21 protein-coding genes are annotated in these 22,927 nt (G+C 60.6%); 11 read left to right on the top strand and 10 right to left on the bottom strand.

Features of this window, described 5'->3' with window-relative positions; genetic code table 11:
• Positions 1-4 precede the first annotated feature (4 nt).
• Both CKW32_RS20085 and gap read right to left on the bottom strand, forming a co-directional pair.
• Entirely contained in the window at positions 5-523 is a 519-nt protein-coding gene (locus CKW32_RS20085) for an RNA polymerase sigma factor (RefSeq protein ID WP_032890856.1), read from the bottom strand.
• A 193-nt stretch (positions 524-716) separates the two neighbouring features.
• Entirely contained in the window at positions 717-1,718 is a 1,002-nt protein-coding gene (gap, locus tag CKW32_RS20080) for a type I glyceraldehyde-3-phosphate dehydrogenase (protein ID WP_032890857.1), read from the bottom strand.
• 221 nt (positions 1,719-1,939) lie between these two features.
• Here gap and edd point away from each other — a divergent pair, with 221 nt between their 5' ends.
• The 4 genes from edd to CKW32_RS20060 are packed head-to-tail and all read left to right on the top strand — an operon-like array spanning position 1,940 to position 6,972.
• Positions 1,940-3,766 (top strand): phosphogluconate dehydratase, encoded by a 1,827-nt coding sequence (edd, locus tag CKW32_RS20075; RefSeq protein WP_032890858.1) that lies wholly within the window; start codon positions 1,940-1,942, stop codon positions 3,764-3,766.
• Positions 3,763-4,719, top strand: coding sequence for a glucokinase (locus tag CKW32_RS20070; RefSeq protein ID WP_095185780.1), 957 nt, complete (start codon positions 3,763-3,765; stop codon positions 4,717-4,719). Before edd ends, CKW32_RS20070 begins: the two co-directional genes overlap by 4 nt.
• Positions 4,720-4,778: 59 nt before the next feature.
• Complete coding sequence (locus CKW32_RS20065; protein WP_032890860.1) at positions 4,779-5,513, top strand: response regulator; 735 nt, start codon at positions 4,779-4,781, stop codon at positions 5,511-5,513.
• Positions 5,503-6,972: an ATP-binding protein gene (locus tag CKW32_RS20060; protein WP_032890861.1), complete on the top strand. Its 1,470-nt coding sequence runs from the start codon at positions 5,503-5,505 to the stop codon at positions 6,970-6,972. Before CKW32_RS20065 ends, CKW32_RS20060 begins: the two co-directional genes overlap by 11 nt.
• Positions 6,973-7,092: 120 nt before the next feature.
• Here the strand turns inward: CKW32_RS20060 and CKW32_RS20055 are convergent, their stop codons facing one another.
• On the bottom strand, positions 7,093-8,022 hold the full coding sequence (locus CKW32_RS20055; RefSeq protein ID WP_032890862.1) for an AraC family transcriptional regulator: 930 nt from the start codon (positions 8,020-8,022) through the stop codon (positions 7,093-7,095).
• Positions 8,023-8,350: 328 nt separating this feature from the next.
• Between CKW32_RS20055 and CKW32_RS20050 the strand changes: the two genes are divergently transcribed.
• Positions 8,351-8,692 carry an antibiotic biosynthesis monooxygenase family protein gene (locus CKW32_RS20050; protein ID WP_032890863.1) on the top strand — a complete coding sequence of 114 codons (342 nt, stop codon included), beginning with the start codon at positions 8,351-8,353 and terminating at the stop codon, positions 8,690-8,692.
• 44 nt (positions 8,693-8,736) lie between these two features.
• The gene (locus CKW32_RS20045) at positions 8,737-8,982 is read left to right on the top strand and encodes a hypothetical protein (protein WP_032890864.1); all 246 of its coding nucleotides are present in this window, start codon (positions 8,737-8,739) and stop codon (positions 8,980-8,982) included.
• 124 nt (positions 8,983-9,106) lie between these two features.
• Here CKW32_RS20045 and CKW32_RS20040 read toward each other — a convergent pair whose 3' ends face one another.
• Entirely contained in the window at positions 9,107-9,739 is a 633-nt protein-coding gene (locus tag CKW32_RS20040; protein ID WP_095185779.1) for a flavin reductase family protein, read from the bottom strand.
• A gap of 191 nt (positions 9,740-9,930) precedes the next feature.
• Here CKW32_RS20040 and CKW32_RS20035 point away from each other — a divergent pair, with 191 nt between their 5' ends.
• Positions 9,931-10,686 (top strand): hypothetical protein, encoded by a 756-nt coding sequence (locus CKW32_RS20035; RefSeq protein WP_095185778.1) that lies wholly within the window; start codon positions 9,931-9,933, stop codon positions 10,684-10,686.
• A 55-nt stretch (positions 10,687-10,741) separates the two neighbouring features.
• Here the strand turns inward: CKW32_RS20035 and CKW32_RS20030 are convergent, their stop codons facing one another.
• The 4 genes from CKW32_RS20030 to CKW32_RS20015 all read right to left on the bottom strand — a co-directional run bounded on the left by CKW32_RS20030 (position 10,742) and on the right by CKW32_RS20015 (position 16,950).
• Entirely contained in the window at positions 10,742-12,061 is a 1,320-nt protein-coding gene (locus CKW32_RS20030; RefSeq protein WP_032890867.1) for an MFS transporter, read from the bottom strand.
• A gap of 165 nt (positions 12,062-12,226) precedes the next feature.
• The gene (locus CKW32_RS20025; RefSeq protein ID WP_095185777.1) at positions 12,227-13,561 is read right to left on the bottom strand and encodes a sigma-54 dependent transcriptional regulator; all 1,335 of its coding nucleotides are present in this window, start codon (positions 13,559-13,561) and stop codon (positions 12,227-12,229) included.
• Positions 13,555-15,321 carry an ATP-binding protein gene (locus tag CKW32_RS20020; RefSeq protein ID WP_032890869.1) on the bottom strand — a complete coding sequence of 589 codons (1,767 nt, stop codon included), beginning with the start codon at positions 15,319-15,321 and terminating at the stop codon, positions 13,555-13,557. Before CKW32_RS20020 ends, CKW32_RS20025 begins: the two co-directional genes overlap by 7 nt.
• 105 nt (positions 15,322-15,426) lie before the next feature.
• Positions 15,427-16,950, bottom strand: coding sequence for a fumarate hydratase (locus CKW32_RS20015; RefSeq protein ID WP_032890870.1), 1,524 nt, complete (start codon positions 16,948-16,950; stop codon positions 15,427-15,429).
• A 218-nt stretch (positions 16,951-17,168) separates the two neighbouring features.
• Between CKW32_RS20015 and CKW32_RS20010 the strand changes: the two genes are divergently transcribed.
• Positions 17,169-18,101: an iron-sulfur-binding ferredoxin reductase gene (locus CKW32_RS20010; protein ID WP_095185776.1), complete on the top strand. Its 933-nt coding sequence runs from the start codon at positions 17,169-17,171 to the stop codon at positions 18,099-18,101.
• A 30-nt stretch (positions 18,102-18,131) separates the two neighbouring features.
• Positions 18,132-18,881, top strand: a complete 750-nt coding sequence (locus tag CKW32_RS20005) for an enoyl-CoA hydratase-related protein (protein ID WP_095185775.1) — start codon at positions 18,132-18,134, stop codon at positions 18,879-18,881.
• A gap of 61 nt (positions 18,882-18,942) precedes the next feature.
• Here CKW32_RS20005 and pyk read toward each other — a convergent pair whose 3' ends face one another.
• On the bottom strand, positions 18,943-20,394 hold the full coding sequence (pyk, locus tag CKW32_RS20000; protein WP_032890873.1) for a pyruvate kinase: 1,452 nt from the start codon (positions 20,392-20,394) through the stop codon (positions 18,943-18,945).
• A 175-nt stretch (positions 20,395-20,569) separates the two neighbouring features.
• Between pyk and CKW32_RS19995 the strand changes: the two genes are divergently transcribed.
• Together CKW32_RS19995 and CKW32_RS19990 are read left to right on the top strand one after the other, a co-directional pair.
• Positions 20,570-20,944 (top strand): hypothetical protein, encoded by a 375-nt coding sequence (locus CKW32_RS19995; RefSeq protein ID WP_032890874.1) that lies wholly within the window; start codon positions 20,570-20,572, stop codon positions 20,942-20,944.
• Positions 20,945-21,169: 225 nt separating this feature from the next.
• A complete protein-coding gene (locus CKW32_RS19990) occupies positions 21,170-21,529 on the top strand; it encodes a PilZ domain-containing protein (RefSeq protein ID WP_095185774.1) in 360 nt (119 codons plus the stop codon).
• Positions 21,530-21,590: 61 nt separating this feature from the next.
• Here the strand turns inward: CKW32_RS19990 and CKW32_RS19985 are convergent, their stop codons facing one another.
• Complete coding sequence (locus CKW32_RS19985; RefSeq protein ID WP_095185773.1) at positions 21,591-22,922, bottom strand: DUF58 domain-containing protein; 1,332 nt, start codon at positions 22,920-22,922, stop codon at positions 21,591-21,593.
• Between the last annotated feature and the right edge of the window lie 5 nt (positions 22,923-22,927).

Genomic DNA, 22,927 nt, shown 5'->3' with positions numbered 1-22,927 from the left:
CAGCTTAAGGCCGATCCAGCCGGTCGGCCACACCTACGCAGATGGCCATGATCAATTTCAGTTCCTTTTGCACGGTGCTCAGGGACACGTCCAACTGATCGGCAATCTCCTGATAGCTGCACCCGTGCAGGCGGCTGAGGATGAAAATCTGCTGCTGGCGGGCGCTCAATTGGCCCAGGCTGACGCTCAGGTGTTCAAGCAGTTGCTCGGCCTGAGTCGCATCTTCGGGGGTGCTGATAGGGGCGGCGACGCTTTGTAGGATGTCCAGCGGGACATCTTCCTGCAGCGTGCGGGCCTGGATTCTGCGTGAGCGCAGGTGATCCAGCGCGAGGTTACGTGCGGTTTGATAAACGAAGGGTTCAAGGTGATCGATCGGCCGCTCGCTGAGGGCCCGTGTGACGCGCAGGTAGGTTTCCTGCAGCAGGTCCTCGGCGGTGCTGTGGTTATTCACCATCCGCTGCAAGGTGCGTAGCAGAATCACCCGTTGGGTGAGAAAGACTTGGTTGAAGCGAGATTGGCTCACAGTGATACCAGACCGATTTGCAGCAAATGATAATGCTTATCATCAACTCAAATGGCAAGGGGCTATTTCTCTGGGCCTACTTAGAACAATGTGGGAGGGGGCTTGCCCCCGATAGCGGTGTGTCAGCCAACACATTCCTGCCTGATACACCGCCATCGGGAGCAAGTCGAATCGCCCCTCCCAAAGCATCGCATTATTCGGCGTTACACAATGCCAGGCAGTTATCCAGCATACGGTTGGAGAAGCCCCACTCGTTGTCGTACCAGGCCAGTACTTTGAGCAACTTGCCGCTGACCTTGGTGTGATTGGCGTCGAAGATCGACGACAGCGGGTTGTGGTTGAAGTCACTGGAAACCAGCGGAAGGGTGTTGTAACCGAGGATCTTCGAGTGCTGGCTGGCTTCCTTGAGCAGCGCGTTGACCTCTTCGGCTGTGGCTTCTTTCTTCAGCGTTACGGTGAGGTCTACCAGGGACACGTTGATCACTGGAACGCGCACGGCCATGCCGGTCAGCTTGCCCGCCAGTTCCGGCAGCACCAGGCCCACCGCTTCGGCAGCGCCGGTCTTGCTTGGGATCATGTTCTGGGTGGCGGAGCGCGCGCGGTACGGGTCGGTGTGGTAGACGTCGGTCAGGTTCTGGTCGTTGGTGTAGGCGTGGATGGTGGTCATCAGGCCACTCTCGATGCCCAGCTCGCGGTGCAGCACCTGGGCGACCGGCGCCAGGCAGTTGGTGGTGCACGAGGCGTTGGAGATGATCTGGTGGGACTGACGCAGAATGTCGTGGTTCACGCCATACACCACAGTGGCGTCCGCGCCTTTGGCCGGTGCCGAGATGATCACCTTGCGCGCGCCGGCGGTAATATGGGCGGCGGCCTTGTCACGGTCGGTGAATAGACCGGTGCATTCGAATACCACGTCAATCTTGTGTGCAGCCCATGGCAGGTCAGCCGGGTTGCGAATGGCACTCACGGCAATCCGGTCACCGTTGACGGTCAGGCTTTCCTGATCGTGGGCGACCTCTGCGTCGAATGTGCCATGTACGGTGTCGTATTTGAGCAGGTGGGCATTGATCGAGCTGTCGCCCAGATCGTTGATGGCGACGATCTGCAAATCCTGGCGGTAGCCTTGGGTATACAGTGCGCGCAGGACATTACGGCCAATACGGCCAAAACCATTGATTGCGATACGAAGAGTCATTGGAGAGTGCCTGTCGTCGATTTGTTGTAAGAATTACAAGATTATTCGCATAAAAATAGAAAACAAGCCTTTTTAGTGGCAATATTTTGTTCAATCTACAACGAGTGACCTGAATCAACTGGTCCGATGATTCAAACGACACCCTGCCATCCCATGAGCTGCGGGCGTTTGATCAGCATAGACACTCAGGTCGCCACATCCGTTAGCCTGGAGTTCTACACATGCATCCCCGCGTTCTTGAGGTCACCGAACGGCTTATCGCCCGCAGCCGCGCCACCCGCGAGGCTTACCTTGCGCTCATTCGCGGCGCCGCCAGCGACGGTCCGATGCGCGGCAAGCTGCAATGCGCCAACTTTGCCCACGGCGTGGCCGGTTGCGGCACCGAAGACAAAAACAGCCTGCGCATGATGAATGCCGCCAACGTGGCAATTGTTTCCTCATATAACGACATGCTGTCGGCGCACCAGCCGTACGAACATTTCCCTGAACAAATAAAGAAAGCTCTGCGTGAAGTCGGCTCGGTCGGCCAGTTCGCTGGTGGTACGCCTGCAATGTGCGACGGTGTGACCCAGGGCGAGCCGGGGATGGAGCTGAGCCTGCTCAGCCGTGAAGTCATTGCTATGTCCACGGCGGTGGCGCTGTCCCACAACATGTTCGACGCCGCATTGATGCTGGGCATCTGCGACAAGATCGTCCCCGGCCTGATGATGGGCGCGCTGCGCTACGGTCACCTGCCGATGATCTTCGTACCGGGCGGCCCGATGCCGTCGGGTATCTCCAACAAGCAGAAAGCCGACGTGCGCCAGCGCTACGCCGAAGGCAAGGCCACTCGCGAAGAGCTGCTGGAATCGGAGATGAAGTCCTACCACAGCCCCGGCACCTGCACCTTCTACGGCACTGCCAACACCAATCAATTGCTGATGGAAGTGATGGGCCTGCACTTGCCGGGCGCTTCATTCGTCAACCCGTACACGCCGCTGCGTGACGCGCTGACCCGTGAAGCCGCGCATCAGGTTACGCGCCTGACCAAGGCCAACGGCAACTTCACGCCGATCGGCGAGATCGTCGACGAGAAATCCATCGTCAACTCCATCGTCGCCCTCAACGCGACCGGCGGGTCCACCAACCACACCCTGCACATGCCGGCCATCGCCATGTCGGCAGGCATCATCCTCACCTGGGACGATATGGCTGACCTCTCCGAGGTGGTGCCGACCCTGTCCCACGTGTATCCAAACGGCAAGGCCGATATCAATCACTTCCAGGCGGCGGGCGGCATGTCGTTCCTGATCCGTGAGCTGCTGGAAGCCGGCCTGCTCCACGAAGACGTCAACACCGTGGCCGGCAAGGGCCTGAGCCGATACATCCAGGAACCGTTCCTGGTCGACGGCGAGCTGGTTTGGCGTGACGGTCCTATCGAAAGCCTCGACGAAACCATCCTGCGGCCCGTGGCCCGTGCGTTCTCGCCGGAAGGTGGTCTGCGCGTGATGGAAGGCAACCTCGGCCGCGGTGTGATGAAAGTCTCTGCGGTAGCCCCAGAGCACCAGATCGTCGAAGCGCCGGCGGTGGTGTTCCAGGATCAGCAGGATCTGGCCGATGCGTTCAAGGCTGGTCAGTTGGAAAAAGATTTCGTCGCGGTGATGCGCTTCCAGGGCCCGCGCTCCAACGGCATGCCCGAGCTGCACAAGATGACGCCGTTCCTGGGTGTGCTGCAGGACCGTGGTTTCAAGGTGGCATTGGTGACAGACGGGCGTATGTCCGGCGCGTCGGGTAAGATTCCCGCCGCGATTCACGTCAACCCCGAAGCCCAGAGCGGCGGGCCGCTGGCGCGAGTACGCGATGGCGATATCATTCGTGTGGATGGCGTTACCGGCACCTTGGAGCTTAAGGTGGACGCCGAAGAATTTGCAGCGCGCACGCCTGCCACGGGCCTTCTGGGCAATAACGTGGGGGCCGGCCGCGAGCTGTTTGGATTTATGCGCTTGGCCGCAAGCTCCGCAGAGCAGGGCGCCAGCGCCTTTACCTCTGCCTTGGAGACGCTTAAGTGAAGTTAGCGCTGGTCGGTGATATCGGGGGTACCAACGCCCGTTTTGCAGTGTGGCGGGATTCGGCACTGCATTCGATTCGGGTGCATGCCACGGCGGATTACCCAACCCCTGAAGAGGCGATCAAGGTCTATCTGAAGGAAGAGGGCCTGGAAATCGGGGACATCGGCGCGGTGTGCCTGTCGGTGGCCGGGCCGGTGAGTGGCGATGAATTCAAATTCACCAACAATCACTGGCGCCTGAGCAAGACGGCGTTCTGCAAGACCTTGCAGGTGGATGAACTGCTGCTGGTCAATGACTTCTCCGCCATGGCCCTGGGGATGACCCGCCTGCAACCCGACGAATTTCGCGTGGTTTGTGAGGGCACGCCGGAGCCGTTGCGCCCGGCGGTGGTGATCGGGCCTGGCACTGGCCTGGGCGTCGGCACACTGCTGGATCTCGGCGCAGGTCGTTACGCGGCGTTGCCGGGGGAGGGCGGCCACGTCGACCTGCCCCTGAGCAGCCCTCGGGAAACCCAGTTGTGGCAACACATTTACAACGAGATTGGCCACGTCAGCGCTGAAACGGCGTTGAGCGGTGGCGGCTTGCCGCGTCTGTACCGCGCGATTTGTGCGGTGGACGGTCACGCGCCTGTGCTCGACACGCCCGAAGCCATCACGGCTGCAGGCTTGGCCGGCGACCCGGTGGCGATGGAGGTGTTGGAGCAGTTCAGCGTCTGGCTGGGCCGAGTGGCGGGCAATAACGTGCTGACCACCGGTGGACGCGGTGGTGTGTATATCGTGGGTGGGGTGATTCCGCGGTTTGCCGACTTTTTCATCAAGAGCGGCTTTGCCAAGAGTTTCAGCGACAAAGGCTGCATGAGCGACTACTTCAAAGGTATTCCGGTGTGGTTGGTGACCGCGCCGTATTCCGGGTTGACCGGGGCGGGTGTGGCGTTAGAGCAGGCATTTGCTTAGGCAGTGACCTGCCCCCGATGAGGCCATCAAGAACACCCCATAACAACAAGGAGGACCCCGTGAGCGTAATCAGTAAATCGATTCTCCTCGTCGACGACGACCAGGAAATCCGCGAATTGCTGCAAACCTACCTCAGTCGCGCCGGTTTCCAGGTGCGTGGCGTGCCGGATGGCGCGGGGTTCCGCCAGGCGATGAACGAGGCGCCGTGCGACCTGGTCATCCTCGATGTGATGTTGCCGGACGAAGATGGCTTCAGCCTCTGCCGTTGGATCCGCCAGCACCCGCGCCAGGCGCAGGTGCCGATCATTATGCTTACCGCCAGTTCTGACGAAGCCGACCGCGTGATCGGCCTGGAACTGGGCGCCGATGACTATATCGGCAAGCCGTTCAGCCCTCGCGAGTTGCAGGCGCGGATCAAGGCTCTGTTGCGGCGCTGCCAGTTTGGCCAGGAGCGCAGTGGGAGTGGCGATGTGCTGGTGTTCGATGAGTGGCGCCTGGACATGATCAGCCATCGGCTGTTCCACGTGGACGGCGAGGAGGTGATTCTCTCCGGTGCCGACTTCGCACTGCTCAAGTTGTTTCTCGACCATCCGCAACAAATTCTCGATCGCGACACTATCGGCAACGCCACCCGTGGCCGCGACCTGATGCCGCTGGACCGCATCGTCGACATGGCGGTCAGCCGCCTGCGCCAACGCCTGCGCGACACCGAAAAGCCCCCGAGGCTGATCCGCACCGTACGTGGCAGCGGTTATCAACTGGCAGCCAGCGTGGTTGCCGGCAATGTCCACTGAGCCGGTGACCGAACGCCGGCGCCGCTTCCCGGTACCGCGCTCGCTGCTGGGGCGCATGCTGCTGCTGACCTTGCTTGCGGTGTTGTTCGCCCAGGCGTTGTCCAGCGTGATTTGGGTTTCGCAGTTGCGTGCTACCCAGCTTGAGGGCCTGGTCACCAGCGCTCGCAGCCTGGCCCATTCGATGACCGCCAGTGTGAGTTACTTCCGTTCGTTGCCGGTGGCCTATCGTCCGCTGGTTCTCGACCAATTGCGTAGCATGGGCGGCACCCGGTTTGTAGTCACCCTTAATGACCGCCCGCTGGACATGCAGGTATTGCCCGAAACCCCACGCAAGCAGGCGGTGCTGGTGGCCGTGGACGAAGTACTGCGCCAGACCCTGGGCGCCGACGTGCACATCTCGGTGGAATTCGTCAGCGCCGAAGACCTGCGCATCTTCAACGCCGGCCTCAAGCTCGATGAGTTGCCGCGCTCTTGGGCCCATTACGCGCTGACCCTGGAACCGGTAAACCCGCCGGTGCTGGTGACCCAGATCCAACTCGCCCCCGGCGAATGGCTGTACATCGCCTCGTTGCTGCCTGAGCCCTACACCAGCCTTGAAGAACAGGGCCTACCGTCCCAGCAGGTGTGGTTTATCGTGTTGACCAGCGGTTTTCTGCTGTTGTTCATTGGCCTGCTGGTGCACTGGCAAAGCCGCCCCCTCAAGCGCTTGGCGCGGGCGGCGCGAGACATGTCTCTCGGCGCCGATGTGGAGCCGGTGGCGGAAGGCGGCGGCAGTGAAGTGGTGGAAGTGGGCCGCGCGTTTAATGCCATGCGCGAGCGCATCAGCCGCTATTTGACCGAGCGCAGCCAACTGTTCAGCGCGATTTCCCACGACCTGCGCACACCGATCACCCGCCTGCGTCTGCGTGTGGAACTGCTCGAAGACGAAAACCTGCAAACCAAATTCGGCCGTGACCTGGATGAATTGGAGTTGCTGGTGAAGGGCGCGCTGCAATGTGTGAAAGACACCGATATCCACGAGAACATCCAGCCGGTCGACCTCAACCATGTGCTCGAATGCCTGGTAGAGCCTTATGTGGCGCCAAACGGTAACGGCCGTGTGACCCTGGATGGCGCTGCATTGGCGACCTATCCGGGCAAGCCGCTGGCGCTCAAGCGGTGTATCGGCAACCTGATCGATAACGCGTTGAAGTACGGGCAGAACGCGCATTTGCATATCGAAGATGATGGTGCGCAGTTTGTCCTGCACGTCGACGATGAAGGTCCCGGCGTTCCGGAGCAGCGTTTGGAACAGGTATTCGAGCCGCACTTCCGCCTGTCCGGGCAGCAGCAGGGCTATGGGTTGGGCCTGGGGATTGCGCGCAATATTGCCCACAGCCATGGCGGTGAAGTGAGTTTGCAGAATTTGCGGGAGGGGGGCTTACGGGTGACCCTGCAACTACCGCGCACCCTGGATTGAATGCTCGCGGCCCCATGTGAGAGGGGGCTTTCCCCCGATGGCAGTGTCTCAGTCTGGTATCTAAAGCAGACCCACCGCTATCGGGAGCAAGCCCCCTCCCACATTTTGATCTTCATTCGGTCAGATGCTTTGGCGCAGGCGGGCCAGATCCCGCAGCGGCGGCGCCCCAAACAATCGGCTGTATTCCCGACTGAACTGCGACGGGCTTTCATACCCCACCCGATAGCCCGCCGCTGATGCTTCCAGCCCTTCGGCAATCATCAATCTGCGTGCTTCCTGCAAGCGCAACTGCTTCTGGTACTGCAAGGGGCTCATGGCGGTGATTGCCTTGAAGCGGTGGTGCAAGGTCGAAACGCTCAGGTTCACTTCCTTGGCCAGATCATCAATGCGAAGCGGTTGTTCGTAGTTGCCATTGAGCCACTTGATCGCTTGGCTCACCCGATGGCTCTGGCTGTTGGCCACGGCAATTTCATACAGGCGATAACCCTGCGGCCCACGTAGCAAGCGGTAAAGAATTTCCCGGTTGATCAGTGGGGCCAGCATGGCGATGTCTTTGGGCGTATCCAGCAAGCGCGCCAGGCGCAGCACCGCGTCGAGCAATTGGTTGTCAATCCGGTCCACGTACATGCCGCGTGATGTCGGGCGTGTGGGTACGCCCATGGGACCGGCTTCAGCGATCAGGGCGGTGAGCTGCGCCGGGTCGATATTGATCCGCACCGACAGGTTCGGATCGTCGGGCGTGGCGTCGATGATCCGCCCGGCCACCGGCATCGCCACCGAGAACACCAGGTAATTGAGCGGGTCGTAGGCAAAGATTTCATCCGCCAGGCGCACTTCCTTGCTGCCGTTGGCAAGGATGCACAGCGCGGGTTCCACCAGCACCGGCATAAAGTCGCGTGGCGTGTTGTGGCGGTTCAGGTAGAGCGACGTGATCGCGGTACCGTAGGAGCCATCTTCCCAAGTATGCCTGTGCACGATACTGGCCAGTTCGGCACGCTGCTTTTCCATCTCGGCATCGAGAGGAATGGACTGATATTCGGGCGACGACATGAAGCGTCCTCTGCAGGCGGCTTTGATGGGGTCAGCTTAGCGGCGGCTTTTCAAATAGTGTTAGGTCGATTCTGCACAATCCTTGCCTGATCCTGCGGCGTATCGCCAATCAGGCAAGCGTGAGGCCTGTCATCTCCCTGAAATACTGCGTTTGTGCATGGCGCAAAACCAGTGGGCCGAGTACCCGGTTTACGCTTCTCGCAGGATTGTGCAATAAGCCGGCAGGAATCGACTAACCGCGCCTACCTGCGCGCCGTTATCTTTGATCCTGTGGCAGCACACCCTCACCGTGTTTGCCGAGCATCACTTCTCAACGGGAGAGTCGAACATGTCCACCCCCATTCCCGCGAGCCATATGGCCTTTATCCGCGCCCGCACCGGGTGCAGCACCGAACTCGGTGCACGCTTGAGCAGTTTGATCGAACCGGGTCGCCAGGCTCAGGGTTGTCTGCAATTCTCGTTGCAGCATTCCCAGGTCGATCCCGATGTGTGGTTGGTCTCGGGTTTCTGGAGCAGCGAGCAGGCGATGAGTGCCTACTTCAGCTCGCCGGCCCTGATGATCTTTACCGAGCTGTTGAACGACATGGTGGTGCGCAGCATGGACTTCCAAACCTTCACTGATGCATCCGCCACCAACGCCTATGGCGAGTACCTGCAACTCGCTGGGTGAACAGGTTTAGAATGGCCGCCTTTCCATTGGCCAGGACCTGCAACATGGCACGTAAACAATTTGCCCACCACGAAGCCGTATCCGCCGTAGTACCGGGTGAAGGGGGCTACAGCGCCGCCGTCGCCGTCAAGGCACTGGATGGTATGGGGGCACCGAAGTTTCACAAGATCCTGGATGGACAGACGTTCAAGACCGCCTCCGACGCCGATGATGCAGCCACCGTGCAGCTTGAGCGGTTGATCGGTGTGGATGAAGAGGGGCAGCTGACCTGGGCGAGCGCCGCCATCTGAACAACGCCGACAATCTAATGTGGGAGGGGGCTTGCCCCCGATAGCAGTGTGTCAGTCAACAAATATGTTGAATGTGCCATTGCCATCGGGGCACGCCCCCTCCCACATTTTTGTTGTATTTCAGTCAGGGTTTGCTGGCGCCTGGGCGATACATCTTGAACAGCGCCTCCGGCCCCAGCTGGAAGTAATCCGCCGGGCCGCCACCACGCAGGATCGGCTCGGCGGCGGCGGTGTCGTAGATGCCATCCTTGAGCAGCCACTTGGCAATGTGCACCGCGACCACCTCGCCCAGCACCAGCCAGCTCGGCACCAACCCTTTGTCGGCGCGTTGCAGCTGGATAATCTGCGTCACCTTGCATTCGAATGACACCGGGCTTTCGCCCACCCGTGGCACGGCGATGATTTTCGAGGCCACCGGCGTCAGGCCGGACAACTCGAACTCATTCACCTCCGGCGAGACCGCCGCGCAACTCTGGTTCATCTGCTCGGCCAGCGGGCGGGTAGCCAGGTTCCACACGAACTCGCCGGTCTGTTCGATATTGTTCAGGCTGTCTTTGCGCCCGACACTGGAAAACCCAATGATCGGCGGAATGTAGTTGAACGCATTGAAGAAGCTGTAGGGCGCCAGGTTCAGGCGGCCTTCGCTGTCGTGCGACGAGATCCAGCCGATTGGCCGTGGACCAACGATGGCGTTGAACGGGTCATGTGGCAGGCCGTGGCCGTTGGCGGGTTCGTAGAAATGGATATCGTCAGACATGAGCCGGGGTTCCTGCTACGCAATTCTGGGAGGCGGTCATAGTGCAACCCGTGGCAGCGAATTTCCATCAAGCCATGGAATTTTCATTCATCGCCCACCTATTTTTCACAGCGGCCCGTTCAGTCTGCGCACAAGGTCGACACCCCTATAAGTCGGCCATCGAAAGACTGAGCTTCGGAGCCTTCTACCTTATGAATAAACTTCCTCAGATCACCCTGGCGTTCTGGGTCATGAAAATCTGCGCAACCACCTTGGGCGAAACCGCCGGGGACTTGTTGTCGATGACCCTGAATGTCGGTTATGCGATCAGTTCGATAATTTTGATCAGCGTGTTCCTGGTCACCCTGGTGACGCAACTCTGGTCCAAAACCTACAACCCGGTGCTGTACTGGATCGTGATTTTGTCCACCAGCACTGCGGGTACCACGATGTCCGACTTCATGGACCGTACCCTGGGGCTGGGTTACGCCACGGGGTCGATGATCCTGATTGTGATCCTGATGATCATTTTTGCGCTGTGGCACCTCAGCGGTGACTCGCTGAACGTGAACAAGGTGCAGACCTTCCGGGGTGAGTTGTTCTATTGGATGGCGATCCTGTTCTCCAACACACTGGGCACCGCATTGGGCGACTTCCTGGCGGATGATTCGGGTCTCGGCTTCGCCGGTGGTGCCTTGTTGATTGGCTCGACCATCGCTGCGGTGGTGGCGCTCAAGTACTTCACCCAAATCTCGTCGGTGTTGTTGTTCTGGGTGGCGTTTGTATTGACCCGGCCGTTTGGTGCAACCCTGGGCGACTTCCTGACCAAGCCCCATGAAAAGGGCGGATTGGATTTCGGCACCATTGGATCATCGGCGGTATTGGCGGCGGTGCTGGTGGTGATGATTGCCGGAGCGTCGTATGCGCAGCGGCGGTATGGGCGCAACGAGGTGGCGGAACTGTCCTGATTAACCCAGCGATGTAAAACCAATGGGGGAGGGGGCTTGCCCCCCTCCCACATGTTTAGTCCGTGGTAATCCGCGAATGTTTGCGGGTGTCTTTCATGGTCACGTAGACCATCAGCGACACCGCGATACACGCAGTCACGTACCAGTAGTAGCCGGTTTCCATCCCGATGCTCTTGAACCACAGCGCGATGTATTCAGCTGTACCGCCGAAGATCGACACGGTCAGTGCATACGGCAGGCCCACGCCCAGGGCACGGATTTCGGTCGGGAACAGTTCGGCCTTCACCACCGCGTTGATCGAGGTGTAGCCACTGACGATGATCAGCGCGGCCATGATCAGGAAGAACGCACCCCACCAGGACTGGATGGTGTGCAGGGTGGTGAGGATAGGCACGGTGAACAGGGTGCCGAGGATGCCGAAGGCGATCAGGATCGGACGACGGCCGACCTTGTCGGACAGCCCGCCGATGATGGGCTGCAGGCACATGAACAGAAACAGCGTGGCCGCCGAGATGGTGGTGGAGTCGGAGATGCTCATCCCGACGGTGTTCACCAGGTATTTCTGCATGTAGGTGGTGTAGGTGTAGAACGCCAGGGTGCCGCCCATAGTCAGGCCGACCACGGTCATCAGTTCCTTGGGGTGACGCATCAAGGTGCGCATTGCGCTTTCCTTGGCTTTTTCTTTCTTGGTGAAGGACTCGGTTTCTTCCATGCCACGACGCAGGTACAGCGCGACGACTGCGCACAGGGCGCCGATGGCGAACGGGATACGCCAGCCCCACGCGTACAGTTGCTCGGTGGTGAGTACCTGTTGCAGCACGATCAGCACCGCCAGCGCGATGAGCTGGCCGGAGATCAGGGTTACGTACTGGAAACTGGAGTAGAAGCCGCGACGTTCCTTGGTCGCCATCTCGCTGAGGTAGGTGGCGGAGGTGCCGTATTCGCCGCCGACTGATAGCCCCTGCAGCAAACGGGCAAACACCAGCAGGATGGGCGCACCGATACCAATGGATTCATAGCCCGGGCTCAGGGCAATCAGCAGCGAGCCGAAGCACATCAGGTAGACCGAGGCCATCAGGGCTTTTTTACGCCCGACCTTGTCGGCGTACAGGCCCATCAGCCAGCCACCGATCGGGCGCATCAGGAAGCCCACGGCGAAGATCGCGGCGGTGTTGAGCAGTTGGGCGGTGGTGTCGCCTTTCGGGAAGAAGGCTTTGGCGAAGTACAGCGAGAAAGCGGCGTAGACGTACCAGTCGTACCACTCGACCATGTTGCCGACCGATCCGCTGAAGATCGATTTGATGCGGCTGGAGGTGGTGCGTTCTTTTGCCGGCGCTGCCGCCGACCCCAGAGGCAGGGAGTTGGAGTTATCCATTGAAGGATCCTTCATCTAGTTGTTTTTATGGAGCGGCGCGAGCGCTGCCTGGCTGGGCTATAGCAGGAGCTGTGCCAGGTAGATGAAGGCCCGATCTAGAAGGGTTTGCAGATTTTTTTGAGCGGAAACTTGCTGAAGATTCGGGGCCAATGAGCGGAAATCCGCTCATTCGTCCTTGAGGAACATGTCCCGTGCAAGGCCATGGCGCTGCATCTTTTCATTGAACGTCCGGCGGGGCAGTTGCAGCTCCGTTAATACCGCCTTGATATCGCCCTTGTGCCGGGTCAAGGCGGCCTTCAGGCAATGGGCTTCGAAGGCTTCCTGCTGCGCAGCCAGTGATTGCCCGGCCTCGATGCCCTCCGGCTCCGGCTCGCCAAGGCCTAATACCTGGCGTTCGGCGACGTTGGCCAGTTCACGCACATTGCCGGGCCAGTCGTGGCTGAGCAGGCGCCCCAAGGCTGGGCCGCTCAACGGCTCGGGCGTGCGGCCTAAGCGTTCGGCAGCGCTGTGGGCAAAGTGCTCGTACAGCAGCGGAATATCTTCACGACGCTCGCGCAAGGGCGGCAGGCGCAATTGTGCGACGGTGAGGCGATAGGCCAAGTCTTCGCGAAAGCGTCCGGCGCGGGCCTCTTCGAGCAGGTCAGGCTTGGTCGCGGCAATGATGCGCAAGTCCACATGGATGCTCTGGTTAGAGCCCAGTCGTTCCAGTTTCTGCTCTTGCAATACCCGCAACAGTTTCACTTGTTGGGCCAAGGGCATGCTTTCGATTTCATCCAGGAACAGCGTGCCGCCGTGAGCGTACTCCAGCTTGCCGATGCGCTTGCCCTGTGCGCCGGTGAACGCGCCGCTTTCGTGGCCAAACAGCTCGGCTTCAAACAACTGCTCGGGAATTGCCGCGCAATTGAGCGCCACAAACGGCTTCTTGGCCCGCGGGCCGAAATCATGCAGGCAGCGCGCGACCAGTTCCTTACCGCTGCCGGTCTCGCCACGGATCAACACGTTGACCGGCAAGCTCGCCAAGTCGAGCACCTGGCGGCGCAGGTTCTGCAACCCGCGGGACACGCCGAGCAGGCTGGATTCAAGCTGCGAGCGGTGATCGGCCTGTTGATGCAGTCGACGGTTTTCCAGGATCAGCCCGCGTTTGTCCAATGCACGTCGCAGGCTGTTGAGCAGGGCCTCGGGGCTGAAGGGTTTTTCCAGGAAGTCGTAGGCGCCGTCGCGCATGGCTTCGACGGCCATCGGCACGTCGCCGTGACCAGTGAGCAATATCACCGGCAAGTCGGCGTCGCGGCGCTGTACTTCGGCGAGCAATTCCAGGCCGCTTAGACCAGGCATGCGCACGTCGCTCAGGATCACACCGGGAAAGTCTTTGGGCAGATGCGCCAGGCATTCCTCGGCGCGGCTGAACAACTGCACCTCAAACCCGGAGAGACTCAACCACTGCTCCACGGCCGTGCGAATGCTGGCTTCGTCATCGACCACAATCACCGCATTTAGCATAGGTCCGGCGTCTCCAGCGCGATGGGCAAGGTCAGGGTGAAAGTCGCGCCGTCGCCCTGGTTATCGGCGATCAGGCGTCCACCCAGTTCGTGCACGATAGCGAAGGACACCGCCAGCCCTAAACCGAGGCCGTCACCCACCGGCTTGGTGGTGAAGAACGGATCGAACACGTTGTTCAGGTGTTCTTCGGGGATCCCGCCGCCGCTGTCGCTGACGGTCAAAAGCCAAAGCTGTTGGTCGGCGTGCAGGCGGATCTCAAGGCGCTTGCGCGGTTTGTCGGCCATGGCGTCGAGGGCGTTGCGCAGCAGGTTGATCAGTACTTGTTCCAGGCGGATGGCATCGCCGCGCACCCAAGCCGGGCGTGTCAGGTCCAGCACGACGCCAATGGCTTCATCGCGCAGGCGCGCGTCGAGCAGATGCAGGGACTGGTCGACCACCGTGGCCAGGTCCAGGCGTTCGCGCAGGCCACTAGGACTTTTGCGAGCGAAGGTCTTGAGATGGCCGGTGAGTGCGGCCATGCGCGTGAGCATGTCGTCCAGCGGCGTGAGCGCCTTGTAGGCGTCGTCCACACGGCCGTGATCCAGCAACAGGCGCAGGGTAGCAAGCTGCATGCGCTGGGCCGTGAGTGGCTGGTTGATTTCGTGGGCGAGGGCGGCGGACATCTGCCCCAGCGCCGCCAGCTTGGCTGATTGCACCAAACCATCCTGGGCGGTGCGCAGGGCCTGGGTGCGTTCTTCCACCAGTTGCTCCAGCTCTTCACGGCTGCGCTGGCGCAAGCGGGCCAGGCGCCAGCGTTGGCTCAGGAACAGCGCGAGGAACACCAGCGCCAGCCAGGAACCGGCGGCGGCCAGTCCCGCGTTGCGTTGGTCTTCAAAAGGAAATTGCGGTTTGCGCAGCAGGTGCAGGGTCCAGCCTTCTGCCTTCAATGGCAGGGATTCCCAGATGTATTGGGCGCTGCCGTCGGGGCCGTTGACGCGCATCAGGTGACTGTTTTCGTCGAAGCGCTGCAGGGTGTCGGTTTCCAGGGCCAGCAGTTGTTTCTTGTCGTACTGGCGGGTGGCCTTGAGCTCAGCGAGGTCATTGGCCGATAGCGGCCGCAGGTTCCGATAGCGCCAGCCAGGCTGGTTGGCAATGAACACGATGCCACGCGCATCGCTGACCAGCAGCAAGTCATTCCCCTGGGCCCATTCTTGCTCAAGCTCAGGGAACTCCAGCTTCACCACCATGGCGCCAAGGAACTGCTCGTGTTCATCGAGCACTGCGCTGGAAAGGAAGTAACCCGGAATCCCGGTGGTCACACCCACCGCGTAAAAGCGCCCGGTGCCCTGGCTTTTGGTCTGGCTGAAATACGGCCGAAATGCATAGTTGTGCCCGACGTAACTGCTTGGCAGCGCCCAGTTGCTGGCAGCCACGGCCAGGCCGGTGCGGTCCATCAATTCCAGGGTGGACGACTGCGCGGCGCCGTTGATGCGTTCGAGCTTGCGGTTAAGCGCGTCTTGGGTAGCGGTGTCCAACGGGCCTTTTAACGCGCTGATCATTTCCGAGTCCAGCGCGAGCACGGCGGGCAGGGCGCGGTAGCGTTCGATCAGGGTGTGCAGCGAGTTGGCATATAACGCGAGCTGTTGGTTGGCGCGGGCGGCCTCATCCACGAGGGCCTGGCGTTCGGCCTGGCGCGTGGCCAATGCAGCGGCCAGCACCGCACCAGCGATGATCAACAGGGCGTAGAAGGTCAGGCGCAGGGGGCGAGGGATCGCGATCATACGGTGATGAGCAGGCACGGTAAGGGGCAAGCACCATACCACGCGCCATAAAAAAGGCGACTGGGCCATGGGGCCGCAGTCGCCTTTATCCTTGAGGGAAAGTGCTTACTGCACTTCTACCGCCAGGCTTTCACTGATCTTTTGCTGCCAGATGGCAGGACCGGTGATGTGCACGGATTCGCCTTTGCTATCGACTGCAACGGTGACCGGCATGTCTTTGACGTCGAACTCGTATATCGCTTCCATACCCAGTTCGGCGAACGCGACAACCCGCGACTTCTTGATAGCTTGCGCCACCAGGTAAGCGGCGCCGCCCACGGCCATCAGGTACACGGCCTTGTGGTCCTTGATCGCGTCGATGGCGGTCGGGCCGCGCTCGGATTTGCCGATCATGCCCAAAAGGCCGGTTTGCTCAAGGATCTGACGGGTGAACTTGTCCATCCGCGTCGCGGTGGTCGGGCCAGCCGGGCCAACCACTTCTTCGCGCACCGGATCAACCGGGCCGACGTAGTAGATGAAGCGACCCTTGAGGTCTACCGGCAGGGTTTCGCCCTTGTTCAGCATCTCGACCATGCGCTTGTGCGCAGCGTCGCGGCCAGTGAGCATCTTGCCGTTGAGCAACACGGTTTCGCCCGGTTTCCAGCTCTGGACTTCTTCCGGGGTCAGGGTGTCGAGGTTGACGCGACGAGCCGACGGGCCGGCTTCCCAGACGATTTCCGGGTAGGCGTCCAGCGGTGGCGCTTCCAGCGACGCCGGGCCCGAGCCGTCGAGCACAAAGTGCGCGTGACGGGTGGCGGCGCAGTTGGGGATCATGCACACCGGCAGGGAGGCGGCGTGGGTCGGGTAGTCCATGATCTTCACGTCGAGCACGGTGGTCAGGCCACCCAGGCCCTGAGCGCCAATGCCCAGTTGGTTGACCTTCTCGAACAGCTCCAGGCGCATCTCTTCGATACGGTTGGACGGGCCGCGCTTTTTCAGCTCGTGGATGTCGATGGATTCCATCAACACTTCCTTGGCCATCACTGCGGCTTTCTCGGCGGTGCCGCCGATGCCGATGCCGAGCATGCCCGGTGGGCACCAGCCGGCGCCCATGGTCGGAACGGTCTTGAGCACCCAGTCGACGATCGAGTCGGACGGGTTGAGCATGGCCATTTTTGACTTGTTCTCGGAACCGCCACCTTTGGCCGCCACGTCCACTTCCACGGTGTTACCCGGGACGATGGAGTAGTGGATCACGGCCGGGGTGTTGTCCTTGGTGTTTTTACGTGCACCGGCCGGGTCGGCCAGGATGGATGCGCGCAGGACGTTTTCCGGCAGATTGTAGGCGCGACGCACGCCTTCGTTGATCATGTCGTCCAGGCCCATGGTGGCGCCATCCCAACGTACGTCCATGCCCACGCGCACGAACACGGTGACGATACCGGTGTCCTGGCAGATCGGGCGATGGCCGGTGGCGCACATGCGCGAGTTGATCAGGATCTGCGCCATGGAGTCACGGGCTGCCGGCGATTCTTCGCGCAGGTAGGCCTCGTGCATCGCCTGGATGAAGTCAACGGGGTGGTAGTAGGAAATGAATTGCAGGGCGTCGGCAACGCTCTGAATCAGGTCGTCTTGCTTGATCACGGTCATGAGTCGCGCTCCTCTATAAGGGAACATTCAATAAAGGTGGGCTCAGTGGGGTACATCGGTCGGCTGAGCCCACCTTTCCAAGGCACGCCAAAGTGGTGCAGGCGCGACGCTAAAAAGGCGCGGCAGTATAACCCGACGCGGTGGCCGATACACCCGACTATGGTCAAACTGTCGCAGGCATGATTCCCTGTGCGCGTCCCCTGTAATTGAGTCCTTATATGCCTGAACTGTACGTCGGCGAACGCCATTGGTCGGTAACTGCCGGCAGCAATCTGCTGGATGCCTTGAACCAGGCGGGTGTGGCCGTGCCCTACAGTTGCCGGGCGGGCAGTTGCCATGCATGTTTGGTGCGCTGCCGGGGCGAGGTCGAGGACAAGCAGCCCGATGCCCTGAGCCCCGCGCAACGCCAGGACGGTTGGCGGTTGGCCTGCCAGTGCCAAGTGACGGGCGATCTGCAGGTCGAGGCGTTTGACCCGCTGCGTGACGGTTTGGCCGCCCTGGTGGTGGGTGCTGATTGGCTGAACTCGAATGTAGTGCGCCTGCGTCTGCAACCTGAGCGCGGTCTCCGTTATCGGGCTGGACAGCACCTGGTGCTGTGGGCAGGGCACGTCGCGCGGCCTTACTCCCTGGCGAGCCTGCCCCAGGAAGATGCATTTCTGGAGTTTCATATCGATTGTCGGCAGCCCGGTGAATTCAGTGATCTTGCCCGGCAGTTGCAGGTCGGGGATCAACTGCGCCTGGGCGAGCTACGCGGCGGCGCTTTGCAATACGATCCCGACTGGCAATCCCGGCCGCTTTGGCTGCTTGCCTCCGGCACTGGCCTCGGCCCGTTGTGGGGCGTGTTGCGCGAGGCTTTGCGCCAGGATCACCAAGGCGCCATTCGTGTGATTCACCTGGCCCATGATGCCGACGGCCATTATCTGGCTGAACCCCTGATAGCGCTGGGTGCATGTCATCCGAACCTTACGGTGGAACTGTGGACCGCGGCCGAGTCGGCCCAGGCATTGGCGCAACTGCGGCTTGTTTCCCGGCAAACGCTCGCCTTACTCTGCGGACACCCCGCCAGTGTCGAGGCGTTTTCCAAGCGCCTGTTTCTGGCGGGACTGCCGCGTAATCAACTGCTGGCCGATGTGTTCCTGCCCCGTGGTTGAGCGCTGAACTCTACAGCCGCGAGACTCACCATGACCGACGCCATCCTGCTGCACCGCGAGCGCGGGTTGCTGACCCTGCAGCTCAACCGCCCGGATAAGAGAAACGCCCTGACCCGCGCCATGTACACGCAACTGGCCGAGGCGCTGGAGCAGGCGGATGCCGACTCAGCGATCAACGCCGTGCTGATCCAGGGCAGCAGCGAGTGTTTTACCGCCGGTAATGACATCGGCGATTTTCTTGAACAGCCGCCCAGTGATCTCGACAGCCCAGCGTTTCATTTTATGAAAAGCCTACTCAACTGCCGTAAGCCGGTGATCGCGGCAGTGGCGGGAGTCGCGGTGGGGATTGGCACAACCCTCCTGCTGCACTGTGACCTTGTCTACATCAGTCGTGATGCGCGCTTGCGTATGCCGTTCGTCAACCTGGGGCTGTGCCCGGAGTTTGGTTCGAGCCTGATCCTGCCGCGTTTGCTTGGGCATGCGAAGGCAGCTGAACTTTTGCTATTGGGCGAGGGGTTTACCGGGGAGCAGGCTGCCGCCAGGGGCATCGCCACTGAGGCGTTGGGCAGTGGTGAAGCGGCGTTGGCCAAGGCGCGGGAAATGGCCGAGCGTTTTGAAATCCTGGCGCCGGGGGCGGTGCAGGTGACCAAGCAATTGATGAAAAGTGTGGACCGTGATCAGTTACGCCAGGTCATCGAGGAGGAGGGCGCGTTGTTCGTCCAGCGCTTGAAGTCACCGGAGGCGATTGCGGCGTTATCGGGGTTTATCGCCAAACGCTAACCCACATGAAAAGCAAAAAGCCCCGCCATTCGCATGGCAGGGCTTTTTTTCAGCGTGTCACTCAGACCATTGGGTCGCCAACGTGCAGGATCTTCATGCCATTGGTGCCGCCGATGGTGTGGTAGCTGTCGCCCTTGGTCAGGATGACCCAGTCGCCTTTCTCCACGACGCCACGCTTGATCAGTTCGTCGATGGCCGCTTGGCTGACTTCATGGGGCGGCAACGACGCCGGGTCGAACGGAACGGTGTACACGCCACGGAACATGGCCGCGCGGGCCTGGGTTTCGCGGTGAGGGGAGAACGCGTAGATCGGAACCGAGGAACGAATGCGCGACATGATCAACGGCGTGTAGCCACTTTCGGTCAAGGCGATGATCGCTTTGACGCCCGGGAAGTGGTTGGCGGTGTACATGGCTGCCAGGGCGATGCTCTGGTCGCAGCTTTCGAAGACCTTGCCGATACGATGGCTGGAGGTCTTGCTGGTCGGGTGCTTTTCGGCGCCGACACAGATGCGTGCCATGGCCTGCACAGCTTCCAGCGGGTACGGGCCGGCGGCACTTTCAGCCGAGAGCATCACGGCGTCGGTGTAGTCGAGCACGGCGTTGGCCACGTCGGATACTTCGGCGCGGGTCGGCATCGGGTTTTGGATCATCGACTCCATCATCTGGGTCGCGACGATCACCGCTTTGTTGTGGCGGCGTGCGTGCAGGATGATCTTCTTCTGGATACCGATCAGCTCGGCGTCACCGATTTCCACACCCAGGTCACCACGGGCAACCATCACGGCGTCGGACGCTTTGATCAGACCGTCGAGAGTTTCGTCGTCGGCCACGGCTTCGGCGCGTTCGATCTTCGCCACCAACCAGGCAGTACCGCCGGCTTCGTCGCGCAGTTTGCGGGCGTATTCCATATCAGCGGCGTCGCGCGGAAAGGACACGGCCAGGTAGTCCACTTCCATTTCAGCAGCGAGCTTGATATCGGCCTTGTCTTTTTCAGTCAGGGCCGGGGCAGTCAGGCCACCGCCGCGACGATTGATGCCTTTGTGATCGGACAGCGGACCGCCGATGATCACGGTGCAGTTCAGTTCGGTCGGGGTGGCGGTGTCGACACGCATTACCACGCGGCCGTCATCCAGCAGCAACTCGTCACCGACGCCGCAATCCTTGACGAGGTCCGGGTAGTCGATACCCACGACGTCCTGGTTACCTTCGGTCAGCGGGTGGCTGGTGGAGAAGGTGAATTTGTCACCGATCTTCAGCTCGATACGCTTGTTGGTGAACTTGGCAATACGGATTTTCGGGCCTTGCAGGTCACCCAGCAGTGCGACGAAGCGGCCGTGCTTGGCGGCCAGGTCACGCACCAGCTTGGCGCGAGCCTTGTGCTCGTCCGGGGTGCCGTGGGAGAAGTTCAGACGGGCAACGTCCAAACCAGCCAGAATCAGCTGTTCGAGGACTTCCGGCGAGTTACTGGCCGGGCCAAGGGTGGCGACGATTTTGGTACGACGGACGGACATGCACAGACTCCTGAGTTCAAGCGCTGAGGAAGGCTACTATGCTCTTTGGTTGTAGTCATTGTTCGTTTGCACTACTTATCGCCGATTCACTTGTTTTCGCGCCGATTGAATAGATGAACATCTTTGAAGATTTTGGACGAGGGGTCGATACACTGCACAAGACAGGAGAACCTTCATGCGAATTTTGCTCATTGCTGCCCTGGCCGTCAGTGTTGTCGGCTGCACCCGCTGGTCGATGGACCACCATTTGAACAACGCCTACCGCGCTTACAAGGTCGGTGACTGCGAGCGTGTCACCTTGGAATTGTCCCAGGTCGACCGCGAGAGCCGCACCCGGCGTTATGTACAGCCAGAGGTCTCGATGTTGCGCGGGCAATGTCTGGAACGACAGAAACTGTTTGTCGACGCGGTGCAAACCTACCAATTCATCATTAATCAGTACCCGTCGAGCGAATACGCCTACCGAGCACGCGCAAGGTTGGACACCCTGCAACAACTGGGTCACTACCGCGGCGTGAGTGTTGCACAGCCGCGTCCAGCCTCATTGTGATGAGATTCGCCACTTTATAACTGGCCTCTTGCCAGTCTTGGGCTATTCTTTGGATGTCCGTTTGTATAGGTTTCTATTCAAATGGAGGCAGGGCCCGGATTCGGCAGCTGTCTAGTGACAGAGCGTTGTCTTTTGTCATACCGAGATCCAGGGAGAGCGAGCAATTACGCTCGTTCCGAATCACTGGACCGGCCACAACCATGGCCACTGCATGGCGATCTCACCATGTTTACCGACCGACGGATTGAGCGGCATCAACTACGTTATTTCCTCCAGGTGTTTAACCGTGTTACCGACAAGCCCATCGGCTATTTGGGCAACGTCTCTTGCGACGGGCTGATGTTGATCAGCGAGTTGCCCATGATGGTCGATGCTGATTTCGAGCTGCGCCTGAAAATTCCCGGGGCTGACGACACCTTCCATGCCGTTGACCTCACGGCAACCTGCCTGTGGAGCCGTGAAGATATCAACCCGCAGCGTTACGACTCCGGGTTCAGCGTGCTTCAGGCTCCAGCGGAATATGGGCAACTGATCAAGTTGTTGTTGCGGTACTTCAGCTTTGACTCATTGCAGGCTTCAGCCTAAGAAGCAGCGAGCGGTCGACGCGGCTGGGGTGTTGCTGTCCAGCCGTAGTCGTACGCTTTTTTCAGAACACTCCCGCTTTCTTCCAATCCAGATAGCGTGTCACCAAGGCTGCTCCCACGTCTGATGGCAGCGTATCCAACACCGACAGGCCGTGAGCGTTCAAGCGGTCGTGCAGTTCATTCCGGGTATTGAGGTAGTCGACAGTGCCGCTGTAGGCCAGGGCTTCGGGCAAGGTTTGCACAGGGGACTGGCGCAGTAGATCGAGCACTTCCTCTCGCATGCTGGCCACCATTACCCGATGTTGGCGACTGATGCGCTTGACGGCGCAGAGTAGCGCTTCATCGTCCTCGTCTCGCAGATTACTGACCACAATCACCAATGCCCGACGCTTTTGCCTAGAGAGCAGTTGACTGGCCGCCGCCTCGTAGTCGGCAGTTCGACGGGTGGTGTCCAGGTCATATACCGCATTGAGCAGCAGGTTCAACTGACTGCTCCCTTTGACCGGCGCCAAGTAGCGTGGCTGGTCAGAAGCAAAGGTGCACAACCCCACGGCATCGCCCTGGCGCAAGGCCACGTAACTGAGCAGCAGGCAGGCATTGAGTGCGTGGTCGAAATGGGACAGCTCATCATCCTGGCTCCGCATGCGTCGGCCGCAATCGAGCATGAACACGATCTGCTGGTCGCGCTCGTCCTGATACTCCCTTGCGATGGGGGTACGTTGCCGCGCCGTGGCTTTCCAGTCGATCTGCCGCAGGCTGTCGCCCTCACGAAACTCGCGCAGCTGATGAAACTCCAGCCCCAAACCGCGACGCTGACGTTGACGCACTCCCAGTTGACTCAACCAGTTATCCACCCCCAGCAGTTGTGCCCCGTACAGGCGAGCGAAGTCTGGGTAGACGCGGGTGGCATCCTCGACTTCGATGAAGCGCCTGGCGGACCAGAGCCCCAATGGGCTGGGCAGATGGATTTCGCAGCGGCTGAACGTGAAATGCCCTCGCCGCAGGGGGCGCAGGCGATAGCCCAGTTCACTGCGTGCACCGGGGCGCAACTCAATGGATTGGGGCATGTTCTCCATGCTCAACCCATCGGGGACGTGATCGAACACCTGAACCGTCAGCGCCTGCGAGGAGTCGTGTTCCAGGGCCAGACGTACGTCGCCCCAGCGACCCAGCGCCAGGCTGCCGGGCATATGCCGATGCACGCGAGGCGACGGTCGACGGCGCAGTCGCGCGGCGTCCAGCAAGGCCAGCAGCAACAGCGCCAGGAGCAAGCCCCACGCCACCGAGTGCAAGGTGGCGGGCACCTTGAACTGCAAGGCGGTTGCAGTGCCTAGCAGGATGCTCAAGCCCAGCAGTACGCCAAGCCAAGCTGATAACAGGCGGGTCGGTTTCATGGGCG

Source organism: Pseudomonas sp. Irchel 3H9 (assembly GCF_900187495.1).
Taxonomy (GTDB): domain Bacteria; phylum Pseudomonadota; class Gammaproteobacteria; order Pseudomonadales; family Pseudomonadaceae; genus Aquipseudomonas; species Aquipseudomonas sivasensis.
This window is presented reverse-complemented; position numbering and strand designations above follow the sequence as displayed.

Excerpts from the sequence above, each read along its gene's own strand:
- CKW32_RS19990 (WP_095185774.1), top strand. The coding sequence starts at position 21,170 with ATGTTTACCGACCGACGGATTGAGCGGCATCAACTACGTTATTTCCTC.
- gap (WP_032890857.1), bottom strand. The coding sequence starts at position 1,718 with ATGACTCTTCGTATCGCAATCAATGGTTTTGGCCGTATTGGCCGTAAT.
- CKW32_RS20015 (WP_032890870.1), bottom strand. The coding sequence starts at position 16,950 with ATGACCGTGATCAAGCAAGACGACCTGATTCAGAGCGTTGCCGACGCC.
- CKW32_RS20025 (WP_095185777.1), bottom strand. The coding sequence starts at position 13,561 with ATGCTAAATGCGGTGATTGTGGTCGATGACGAAGCCAGCATTCGCACG.
- edd (WP_032890858.1), top strand. The coding sequence starts at position 1,940 with ATGCATCCCCGCGTTCTTGAGGTCACCGAACGGCTTATCGCCCGCAGC.
- CKW32_RS19985 (WP_095185773.1), bottom strand. The coding sequence starts at position 22,922 with ATGAAACCGACCCGCCTGTTATCAGCTTGGCTTGGCGTACTGCTGGGC.
- CKW32_RS20020 (WP_032890869.1), bottom strand. The coding sequence starts at position 15,321 with ATGATCGCGATCCCTCGCCCCCTGCGCCTGACCTTCTACGCCCTGTTG.
- CKW32_RS20060 (WP_032890861.1), top strand. The coding sequence starts at position 5,503 with ATGTCCACTGAGCCGGTGACCGAACGCCGGCGCCGCTTCCCGGTACCG.
- CKW32_RS20035 (WP_095185778.1), top strand. The coding sequence starts at position 9,931 with ATGAATAAACTTCCTCAGATCACCCTGGCGTTCTGGGTCATGAAAATC.
- CKW32_RS20050 (WP_032890863.1), top strand. The coding sequence starts at position 8,351 with ATGTCCACCCCCATTCCCGCGAGCCATATGGCCTTTATCCGCGCCCGC.
- CKW32_RS19995 (WP_032890874.1), top strand. The coding sequence starts at position 20,570 with ATGCGAATTTTGCTCATTGCTGCCCTGGCCGTCAGTGTTGTCGGCTGC.
- CKW32_RS20040 (WP_095185779.1), bottom strand. The coding sequence starts at position 9,739 with ATGTCTGACGATATCCATTTCTACGAACCCGCCAACGGCCACGGCCTG.
- CKW32_RS20045 (WP_032890864.1), top strand. The coding sequence starts at position 8,737 with ATGGCACGTAAACAATTTGCCCACCACGAAGCCGTATCCGCCGTAGTA.
- CKW32_RS20005 (WP_095185775.1), top strand. The coding sequence starts at position 18,132 with ATGACCGACGCCATCCTGCTGCACCGCGAGCGCGGGTTGCTGACCCTG.
- CKW32_RS20055 (WP_032890862.1), bottom strand. The coding sequence starts at position 8,022 with ATGTCGTCGCCCGAATATCAGTCCATTCCTCTCGATGCCGAGATGGAA.
- pyk (WP_032890873.1), bottom strand. The coding sequence starts at position 20,394 with ATGTCCGTCCGTCGTACCAAAATCGTCGCCACCCTTGGCCCGGCCAGT.
- CKW32_RS20010 (WP_095185776.1), top strand. The coding sequence starts at position 17,169 with ATGCCTGAACTGTACGTCGGCGAACGCCATTGGTCGGTAACTGCCGGC.
- CKW32_RS20030 (WP_032890867.1), bottom strand. The coding sequence starts at position 12,061 with ATGGATAACTCCAACTCCCTGCCTCTGGGGTCGGCGGCAGCGCCGGCA.